At 33.0% G+C, this 9,645-nt stretch carries 15 protein-coding genes; 13 read left to right on the forward strand and 2 right to left on the reverse strand.

All coding sequences use genetic code 11. The features are described from left to right. Positions 1-182: 182 nt before the first annotated feature. Together F8153_RS08975 and F8153_RS08980 are read right to left on the reverse strand one after the other, a co-directional pair. On the reverse strand, positions 183-428 hold the full coding sequence (locus F8153_RS08975) for a DUF2442 domain-containing protein (protein WP_151866027.1): 246 nt from the start codon (positions 426-428) through the stop codon (positions 183-185). 13 nt (positions 429-441) lie between these two features. Beyond that, complete coding sequence (locus F8153_RS08980; protein ID WP_151866028.1) at positions 442-708, reverse strand: DUF4160 domain-containing protein; 267 nt, start codon at positions 706-708, stop codon at positions 442-444. Between the two features lie 291 nt (positions 709-999). Between F8153_RS08980 and F8153_RS08985 the strand changes: the two genes are divergently transcribed. From F8153_RS08985 to F8153_RS09035, 13 genes are all read left to right on the forward strand, one after another. Then, positions 1,000-1,524 carry a hypothetical protein gene (locus F8153_RS08985; protein ID WP_151866029.1) on the forward strand — a complete coding sequence of 175 codons (525 nt, stop codon included), beginning with the start codon at positions 1,000-1,002 and terminating at the stop codon, positions 1,522-1,524. Positions 1,525-1,809: 285 nt separating this feature from the next. Beyond that, positions 1,810-2,334 carry an AAA family ATPase gene (locus F8153_RS08990; RefSeq protein WP_151866030.1) on the forward strand — a complete coding sequence of 175 codons (525 nt, stop codon included), beginning with the start codon at positions 1,810-1,812 and terminating at the stop codon, positions 2,332-2,334. Positions 2,335-2,595: 261 nt separating this feature from the next. After that, positions 2,596-3,417 carry a DUF3788 family protein gene (locus tag F8153_RS08995; protein WP_151866031.1) on the forward strand — a complete coding sequence of 274 codons (822 nt, stop codon included), beginning with the start codon at positions 2,596-2,598 and terminating at the stop codon, positions 3,415-3,417. Between the two features lie 289 nt (positions 3,418-3,706). After that, complete coding sequence (locus tag F8153_RS09000) at positions 3,707-4,480, forward strand: kanamycin nucleotidyltransferase C-terminal domain-containing protein (RefSeq protein WP_151866032.1); 774 nt, start codon at positions 3,707-3,709, stop codon at positions 4,478-4,480. Positions 4,481-4,694: 214 nt separating this feature from the next. Further along, positions 4,695-5,645 carry a hypothetical protein gene (locus F8153_RS09005; protein WP_151866033.1) on the forward strand — a complete coding sequence of 317 codons (951 nt, stop codon included), beginning with the start codon at positions 4,695-4,697 and terminating at the stop codon, positions 5,643-5,645. Positions 5,646-5,885: 240 nt separating this feature from the next. Next, the gene (locus F8153_RS16095) at positions 5,886-6,089 is read left to right on the forward strand and encodes a hypothetical protein (RefSeq protein ID WP_192929743.1); all 204 of its coding nucleotides are present in this window, start codon (positions 5,886-5,888) and stop codon (positions 6,087-6,089) included. 17 nt (positions 6,090-6,106) lie between these two features. After that, complete coding sequence (locus F8153_RS16100; RefSeq protein ID WP_192929744.1) at positions 6,107-6,313, forward strand: hypothetical protein; 207 nt, start codon at positions 6,107-6,109, stop codon at positions 6,311-6,313. A 20-nt stretch (positions 6,314-6,333) separates the two neighbouring features. After that, positions 6,334-6,588 (forward strand): hypothetical protein, encoded by a 255-nt coding sequence (locus F8153_RS16740; RefSeq protein ID WP_408608756.1) that lies wholly within the window; start codon positions 6,334-6,336, stop codon positions 6,586-6,588. Positions 6,589-6,855: 267 nt separating this feature from the next. After that, on the forward strand, positions 6,856-7,089 hold the full coding sequence (locus tag F8153_RS09015) for a DUF6429 family protein (protein WP_151866034.1): 234 nt from the start codon (positions 6,856-6,858) through the stop codon (positions 7,087-7,089). Positions 7,090-7,098: 9 nt separating this feature from the next. After that, on the forward strand, positions 7,099-7,569 hold the full coding sequence (locus tag F8153_RS09020; protein WP_151866035.1) for a hypothetical protein: 471 nt from the start codon (positions 7,099-7,101) through the stop codon (positions 7,567-7,569). A 225-nt stretch (positions 7,570-7,794) separates the two neighbouring features. Beyond that, entirely contained in the window at positions 7,795-8,088 is a 294-nt protein-coding gene (locus F8153_RS09025; protein WP_151866036.1) for a hypothetical protein, read from the forward strand. Between the two features lie 343 nt (positions 8,089-8,431). Further along, the gene (locus F8153_RS09030; protein WP_151866037.1) at positions 8,432-9,205 is read left to right on the forward strand and encodes a coiled-coil domain-containing protein; all 774 of its coding nucleotides are present in this window, start codon (positions 8,432-8,434) and stop codon (positions 9,203-9,205) included. 212 nt (positions 9,206-9,417) lie between these two features. After that, positions 9,418-9,630: a hypothetical protein gene (locus F8153_RS09035; RefSeq protein ID WP_151866038.1), complete on the forward strand. Its 213-nt coding sequence runs from the start codon at positions 9,418-9,420 to the stop codon at positions 9,628-9,630. Positions 9,631-9,645: the final 15 nt, after the last annotated feature.

The following is a 9,645-nucleotide window of genomic DNA, read 5'->3' on the forward strand; positions in this document are numbered from 1 at the left end:
ATGAGCGCCACACCTTCTCACTAGCCGAGTCGGTCGTCGCATTAGGTGCTCGGGAACTCGCAACCATGAGCGACTTCCCTGTAAAGCTCGAAGGCGTCGCAAACACGAAACCGTTAGGCGTCATTGTAGTAGTGATTTACTGTTAGAAGTTAATATAAAAAGATACCCCAATTAGGATATCTTTAGGAGTGATTATAAGGTTCACTTTGCTCGTATAGTATTTCTGGACACAAATCTGCATCATTGTCCCAACAAATTGTATCGAAACAGACCTTAACGGTACTAAATAAATTTTGATCTTTTAGTTGTTGGAAAATACCTTTATTTAAAAGCGGTGACATATCAAACATTCTTTCTTCATTATTTTCGAATGTAAGAAGTAGCTGATAATCTTTAAGGGGCTTAACACTTTTTACTGCTAGGTACATAATAATACACCTCCTATTTTAATGGTTCAATTTTAAAAGGCAATTCACTGTTCATGGCTAGTTCCCAGTTGGCTATTAGTTCATCTTTGTGAATTTCAGCCCATGCAACTACTAATTTAAGTTGTTTATTAGGTAAAGTTCCTTCAATGATTTCGCATGAGTTAATATCTATTATAGATTTATGGTCCTGGTAATATGCATGGAAATGTGGAGGATTATGTTCGCCTGGAGCACAATACATTCTGATTATAATACCATAAAACATTGATATTGTAGGCACCTGTATCATCCTTTCGCATTAGTTTATTATCTATATTGTACCATATTTATATTACTATTAAATAGGAATCATTAACGCCGCCTAACAATGTGTTTGCATAAGGGTGCTTGAGGTAAGGTCAGTGAAATTTAATCCATAACCATAACGAGGAACGGTCAGAGCACCACATCCCTTCACCGGGAGCGCAGCTCCACTAAGGGGAAGGGTCAAGGGGTCCGGTTCAGGGACGTCGTAAACACGGAAACGTTATGAGACATCTCTAAAATTATGTTTTGATAGGGGGAACAACTGATGGTGGGAACTACTACATATTTTCGTGAATCAAGTGGGGATAAATACATTTTTTATCCTTATGGCCCTTTGGGAGCAGGCTTAATAATTGATGAAAATATTAAAAATACAGTTCAAAAGTTCAAAAAAATATATTTGGCTGTCATTTCAATTTTTCTGTTGATACTTCTATATTATAACGGTCCATGTATTTATGGGTTACATATTATATCAGCTTTTTTTATAGGTATTATTATTGGAGTACTTATCACCAGATTAATAACCCTAAAGTGTGAAAAAAGCATTGTAAAACTTTCATTTAATGAACGTAGACAATTGATACTTGATAATGAAAAGAAAGAAAAAAACAGCGGATTTGTGGTAGTCATGATTTCAGCTTTACTTCTTCTAATCATATCAATGAGCTTACTATTTAATCCTGGTGCAAAAAATATATTTTTGTTAATTATTCTAATTATTACAACTGCATTTTATGCAGTTATGTTTGTAGATTCGTTAATTTTACTTAAAAACAAGTATTTTTGATAATTTATAGTTTAGTTTACCTTTTTTTTAACTGAAAAGAAAAGGTTATGCAGATGAAGAAATATGTACTGCTGAGACGATCTCATAACACTGTGTTTACGGGAGGTGCTGGCGGGCACGTTTCGAGGGAAAGGTCAGTGCACCACATCCCTTCACCGGGAGCCAAGCTCCGCCAAGTCGGTCGAACTTTCGGGTCCGGCTCAACGACGTCAGGAATACCAAAACGTTAGCTGAAATCAGTCAACAATGGAAAATGAAAAATGTCTATAGCATTGGAGGGAAAATATGATAGTAATGATTAACGGAGCATTTGGCGCAGGGAAGACGACTATTGCTCAAATACTTCAAACTCATATTCCAAACAGTATGATATTTGACCCTGAAGAGATTGGATATATGGTAAGGAAGATTATACCTGAAGAGGTTAGATTACAAGTTGAAAGAACCGATGATTTTCAGGATATAGAATTATGGAGGATTTTAACTGTAAAAACAGTGAGAGAAGTAAAGAGAAAGTACAATAAAGATTTAATAATACCAATGACTATATATAAACCAAAAAACTTTGAGTACATATTTACAGAATTACAGAACATTGAAAATGAGTTGTATCATTTCTGTCTAATTGCTTCAGAAGAAACCATATATCAAAGGTTAGCTTCTCGAGGGGACAAAGAAGGGGGATGGACTTACCAACAGACAAAAAAATGCATAGAAACTCTAACGAATGAACTATATAAGGAGCACATCAATACGGATAAACTAAGTATAAATGAAATAATTAATAGGATACTATTAAAAATTAAATGATAAAACAATGGTCAGATATTTCCAAGCAGTGAATTGACTTCAGCTAACAATGTATTTACGCAAGGATGCCAGTGGCAAGTTCACCGAAACTTAATCCATAGCCATAGGAAAGTAGGATCAGGCACCACACCTTCTCACTGGGAACGAAGTTCCGCCAAGACGGTCTACCTTTGGGGTCCAGCTCGAAGGCGTCGTAAACACTGGAACGTTATACGAAATCAGCAAGAATAAATATGCTCTTTATAAAGGGGGAGTTGGAGAATGGGAAAAGAAATATTAACTCGATGTGGTTATAGATGTGACCTATGTCTAGCTTATAAAGAAAATATAGAAAATGATGATAAAAGACAATTACTGAGTGATGGTTGGTTTAAATTTTTCGGATTTAGAATTGAAGTAGATAAAATTTATTGTGAAGGATGTATTAGTTCTGATTGTTTAACCGCTAATCTAATTGATACTGGTTGCCCTGTTAGACCCTGTGTAATAGACCATGGATATGAAGATTGTTCGCAATGTGATGATTTTATATGTGAGAAGCTTGAAGAAAGAGCAGTAAGGTTAGAAAATATTCAAGAAAAGTTCCAAGAAAAAATTAAAAGAAATGAATATCATCACTTTATAAAACCATATGAAAATGTTAACAGATTAAATGAACAAATTAAATCACATGGAAAGTACTCTAGAATGTTCAATGAAAGAATTGAACCTACAGAAAATAGCATGAGAAAATTTATTGGAGAAAGTCATATTGTAGAGCTATGGGATAGGTTAATTACTGCTATTGAAAGCAATTATAATCTAGATAAATGTATGAAATTTGGTGGGAAGAATTACGGCTGGGAATTACAGTACAAGAAAGGTAAAAAAACAATTATTTCAATTCACCCTGAAAGAAAAGCTTTTACAATTCTTTTTACATTTGGGGGTAAAGAATTAGAAAGTTTTGAACTTATAAAAGATCAGGTTAGCAAATTGACTTTGGATTTAGTAAATAGTACAAAGCAATATCATGATGGGAAGTGGATTTGGTTAAGAGTAACTGAAGATGTTCCATTTAATGATGTACTGATATTACTATAAATTAAGAAAAAACCTGATAAGATGCTAATCGGAGTTTAGTATTAATGACCTCGTATAACCACGTGTTTACACAGGGGTGCTGGAGGCAAGTTCACTGAAACTTAATCCATAGCCATAGTGAAGTAGCGTCAGGCACCACATCCCTTCACCGGGAACGAAGTTCCGCCAAGTCGGTCGAACTCTCGGGTCCGGCTCAACGACGTCAGGAATACCAAAACGTTATACGCAATTTTAGCCATTATCAGGGTGATACTTTGCAAGATTTCATATAAATTTGGAGGATGATTAAATGGAAGAGAAATTAGGTTGGATGCCAGCAAGGTTTACTAATGAAGAACGACTTAAATTAGCAGAAAAAATATTAGTAAAATTAAAAAATAAATACAATGAACAATTAATCGCAGTTACATTAGAAGGCTCAACAGCGAAAGGAACAGATAAACCCTTTTCCGATATAGAGATGACAGCTATTTTCAATAATGATTTAGCAGAAGAAAGATGGAATGCTTTTCTTTGTGAAGGAATGTTTATAGGTCTTGGATATGATAGACTCGAAAGCGTTATTGAAGCTTCAAAAAATGTAAACTACGAATGGTGTTTAGCAGGTGATAGATTATTAAATGCTAAATTTTTATATGATCCAACAAATTTAGCTGAAACTTTAAAACAAAACTCAATAGAGGCTATTCAATCAGCAAATTTTAGCAAATTAGCAAAGGCTGCTTTTGCTGATATGTATGAGCATGTTTTAAAAATATTCACAATAGACGAAGATAATATTTTGTGTGCATCGTTAAATGCCAAAGGAATAGCATATTGGGCAACTATGACTGTTGGCCTAATTAATAAAAAACAATTTATAAGTAGTAGAATATTATTTCAAGAAGCTAAGAAACTTAAACTATTACCAAAGGAATACTCAGAATGTATAGATGAGCTCTTGGCACTAGATACAAATGTAAATAGGTTAAGAGAATTTTCGGCAAGACTCTGGACGGGCATGGTAAAGTGGTTAAGCCAATTTCAAATAAGTTTAGATGATGATGAATTAAAAGGAATTTAATTTGAAAAGTGCTCTGGAGAAATGGCGAAAACAGCGTATAACACTGTGTTTAACGCAAGGGTGCAGGGGCAAGGTTTTAGGGCAGGGTCAGGCACCACATCCCTTCACCGGGAACGGAGTTCCGCCAGGATGGTCTATCTCTGGGGTCCGGCTCAACGACGTCAGGAATACCAAAACGTTAGAAGACATCTTTTAATAGGGAAGGAGAAATCATATGAGAGAAAAAGTACTTGAATTTTTAAAACTGCCAAAAGACGATCAGACTCCAAATCTTGAATTGTTAGAAAAGTTAAGGAGATATAGAGCTAAAATTCATCCTGACGTAAATCCTGGTCTAGAAGCTATATTTACAGAAAAAAGTGCTATGGTAAATATATTAATAGATGACTATAAAAAATATATTGAAGAAGATTTAAAAAACAACTCAATAGTACTATACTCTAACATAGAAGAAAAAGATGATTCATTACGAGTATTTGAATTGTTGGCATTAGAGGAAAAAATAAAGAACCTAGAAACAGAATTAATAGTAAAAAATAATGAAAATCAAAGATTAAAAAGCGAGTTAAAAACTATGACAAAAGACTTAGAGGAGAAAAAGGTTGAAAATTTTAAATATAAATATGAATACTCGATAAAAGATTATGTTTTTTTATCTACAAAAGTAGGGTTAACAACTTTAATATTAGTCTTAATGCAGATTACTGAAATTTCAAACATTGTAAGGAATTTAGTTAGTATTCCAAGCAATATACTTAACTCCTTTTTAATTTTTTATATTGCTTATTGTGTAGCTTCATATGCTACGAAGAATTTTATTAGTACAAATTTAGACTCATTATTTAAATCATTAGAATCAGTAAATATTAGAGGTAGATTTGCAAAATATATCGATGAGCGAAAAGAATTTAGCAAAATAGATATCTCGGAGTTTATTTCTATCTACCTAGAAAAAGAGTATAAAATATTAAATATATTATTAAAATTTGATATTCATAATCGTAAACACTATATTATACATTTGTGTACTGAATTACTTACTAAAGAATTTATAAGAGATGGCATTATCAAATATACATACCGTAGTGATTTTTGCATAAAATTCAGTACTGACAAGTACAAGTATAATAGTTGGGAAGAAATTGTTCTGGATGACGTCTTCTAACAGCGTGTTTACAGGAGGTGCTGATTGTACGTTTTGAAGGAAAGGTCCGCGCACCACATCCCTTCACCAGGAGCGAATCTCCGCCAAGACGGTCTATCTGTAGGGTCCAGCTCGAAGGCGTCGTAAACACTGGAACGTTATATGGCAGAAAAGTAAGGGTGTACATAAGCCAAAGGAGGAGACATCTCAAATTGTTTTATAAAAGTAAGGTTTTGGGGAAGAAAGAGGATTAGGAAATTTATGAAGTTTAAAGAGTTGAATATTACAAGATTCCATTGGCTTAGCTTGATCTACATATTTACTTTAGTGTTAATAGCTGGTACAAGCAATTATTATACCTGGAGCCCTGGAACAGTAGAAAACATTAATTTATTAGTTCTTCTGGGATGGATAGCTCTTTATGTTCCTCTTCTTGTTTCTCACAAATATGACCTTGGGAAATAAAAGAATTTGGTTTTATCGTGAACTACAAAACATTATTATTCTTAACTTTATTTTTAATTATATTGTTTTCAAACAAAGGAATGCCTCTAGTTAGAAACTCCAAATCCATATTTCTTGAAATATTTGCAAGAACAGGAGAGGAACTCATTTTTAGGGGGTTCTTATATACATTGCTTTTAAAAATATTTAATAATCAAAAAAACCTTGGATTTGGGCTGTTATAATATCAAGTACTCTTTTTGCAATAGTTCATACGCAAACCCTTCTTCCTGAGTATAGCAGTAATATGTTTGATATATTTATGATAGCAGTTGTCCTTGCATTATTAAGAAAAGGTACTGAATCAATATTGCCATGCATTTTAATTCATATATTGGTAAAATCTTTTGATGTTTTAAGTTGTATATTAGGAATTGTTCTTTGTTTTCTATTTGTTCTAGCTGCATATTTTAAAAAAGAAAAAGTTTTCAAATTTAATTCATTTAGTAGAAGGGCTTAATTAGAGAATATTTACAGATTCTGCCATATAACAATCTGTTTTCGCAAGGGTGCTGGTAGCAAGTATTGAGGGAAAGGTCAGTGCACCAAATCCCTTCACCGGGAGCCAAGCTCCGCCAAGATGGTCTATCTTTTGGGTCCAGTTCGAAGGCGTCGTAAATACAGAAACGTTATATGCAATTGGTCTTTCTAGTATTTCATATGGCTCTTTTAGAAAAATTTAAAAATAGTAGCTTATAGTAATATTAAAAAAGGGAGTAGGTATTTTATGAGAGAAAACATTAAAGAATTAACTTTGTTATTACTTTATTTGACTTCTTGGAAAGAATCTGACAGATTAACAGGAGGTTCTCACAGAAGTTGGAAAGGCTATCCATTTAAAATTCTTGATGAACTAATAGAAGAAGGATATATATATGGCAGCAATAAAGCTAAGTCTATCTATTTTAAAGAAGAAGGAATCAAAGAAACTGAGAAGATGTTAAAAAAGTATATTAAATAGGAGGTAGTCATGTCAACAACACCAAAGAGAAAAAGGCTGAAAAGAAAAAATAGATTACAGGTTGCAAAAAAATGGATTCCAACTTATAACGGTAAAAACTTAGTAAAAGGCTATCGAAGATGGTTTGGAGTAAGTTTGTTATGTGCAATAAAAGAGATAGAAATTTTGGGTTATAAAGTTGACGCTGAATACAAAAAGCAAATTATAGAACTAGAAAAAATGAAACAAAAAAAAGCTGAGAAAAAAAGGAAAATGGAAAAGGAACAAAGAAATTCAGAAGAATATTATGATTCAGATGAAACTTACTACTTTATAGCTGGCTATACATCAGGAGGAGTTCCTTATGGTGTGACTTGGGAACAGTACAATAATGAAACCCAGTGCGAGAAAAGAGGGGAAAAAGAACGAAGTAGTGAATATTTAGGTGACACAAAATCTGATGACCATATAGATTTGTTTAGCGATGACATTCCGTTTTAGCCCAACTACATATAACAAAGTTATTGAGTAAAGGTGCACTAGGGACAGGCCTTTGAGTATTGTGCACCACACCTTCTCACTGGGAACTAAGTTCCGCCAAGACAGTATTTCTATGGGGTCCAGTTCGAAGGTGTCGCAAACACGAAGACGTTAGGTGACATATGTTAAAGAGAACATTATATTTGATTTACTAAAATATCTAAATTAAAAAGGGAGTGTTTTTTTATGGTAAAGGATTTAAAAGTGAGTCTAGCTGGAAGTATGGTTTATGAGGTAAGAAAATTTATATATAATGTCGCTGGAAGGGCAAAAGCCGAGATAGAAGTACTTGTTTTTGATGATTCATTTGCTTCTCAAGCGATAATTACTGATACGAAAGAGGAAATATCATCAGGACATACATATCCTACAATTAAAGATGCTGTTCAAGGAATAATCGGGATTATTGAAGAAAAATTGAAAAATGATGAATGGGTTAAAGATGTATCAAGAACTGAATCTAAAAGAAAAAGAATTTAATTACTGTTGAGTGATATAAAAAAAATTGAGATTAGTCTTTTAGGCTAGTTATAATCATAGGTCAATTAATTTTTGATACCTCAAATGATTCTTCATTTTAGGGTTAAAAGAATTGTTATACGTCAGCTAACAAAGTGTTTACACAGGGGTGCTGGAGGTAAGTTCACCGAAACTTAATCCATAGCCATAGCGAAGAAGGATCAGGCACCACATTCCTTCACCGGGAACGAAGTTCCGCCAAGACGGTCTATCTCTGGGGTCTGGCTCAGAGACGTCGCAAACACGGAAACGTTATATGACATATATTTAAGTTTGTTTTTCTATTAGTTTAGGAGGATAGTATATGATTAAACGAAAAATTATATTATTATTTGCAATTACTTTAATCTTAATAAGTTGCAACAATGATACACAAGATTTAAGTAATGAAAATAGTGAGTTGCGTGCAGAAAATGAATATCTATTATCTGAAATAGAAGTACTACGAAATGATATTAATAAAAAAGAAAATGTGATTTTAGATTTAGAATCAGAAATAAAAGGGTTGGAAAGTACTATTGAAGAGTTATCACAAAATGTAGAAACAATTAATACAGATATCTCTTTTACTGATAAATATAATGAGTATGATGAACAAAGAAAAAAGAGCGGGTTTGATTATTTAAAAGATAATTTAATTAGTATAGGTAACACAGAAAAGAAAACGGAATATAAAAATTTATTTGAACCTGAATTTGTCAGGAAAGGTGATATTTTTGGTGATAGCAAGGTAGTTGATACGTATATTACAGATAGCTTTAAAAGTATTTTGTTTGAGAATAAATATGAAGTTACTGCAACGTATATATGTGAAGTTATTGGAAATATACTTATTATAGATAATTTTAGAGAACATATTCCTTATACAATCTATGATATTGAACGTGGTATGTTTGTTTGTGAAGTTTCTAATCAGGAGGAATTTATTAACCAACTAGGTGATTCTTTCAAGCTAGAGCTAGGTTATGGAGTGAAAGTAAAAGCTATATTTAAGAATCTATATTATAATATTTTATATGAATCCGATATGTATAGTACAATTGAATTCGTGGAACTAATTGAAATAATAGAAGAGTAGGTTTTACGTCATATAACAATATGTTTACGGAAGGTGCGGGCAGGCACGAGTCAAGGGAAAGGTCAGCGCACCACATCCCTTCACCGGGAGCGAAGCACCGCCAAGACGGTCAATCTTTAGGGTCCAGCTCGAAGGCGTCGTAAATACAGAAACGTTATGCGACATATTATCAAAGAATAGCTCTACCAACTTTAATCGAGGGAGGATATAATATGAAGAAGCTATTGATAGGAGTAGTAATATTATTAATATTAGTAAGTTGTCAGCAGATCAATAATACTAATGTTGAAAATCCTCTGATAGATGAAATAACAACATATGAAGAAACCATAGAAGATGGAAAAGTAAAAATTGATGAAATCTCTTATGATATCCAATCAGTAGTGAAGATTACAAATACATACGATGATAATGAGAACTCTTAATCCCCCTAACCCTTT

The sequence above is a fragment of the Alkaliphilus serpentinus genome (assembly GCF_009017255.1).
GTDB classification, from domain to species: domain Bacteria; phylum Bacillota; class Clostridia; order Peptostreptococcales; family Natronincolaceae; genus Alkaliphilus_D; species Alkaliphilus_D serpentinus.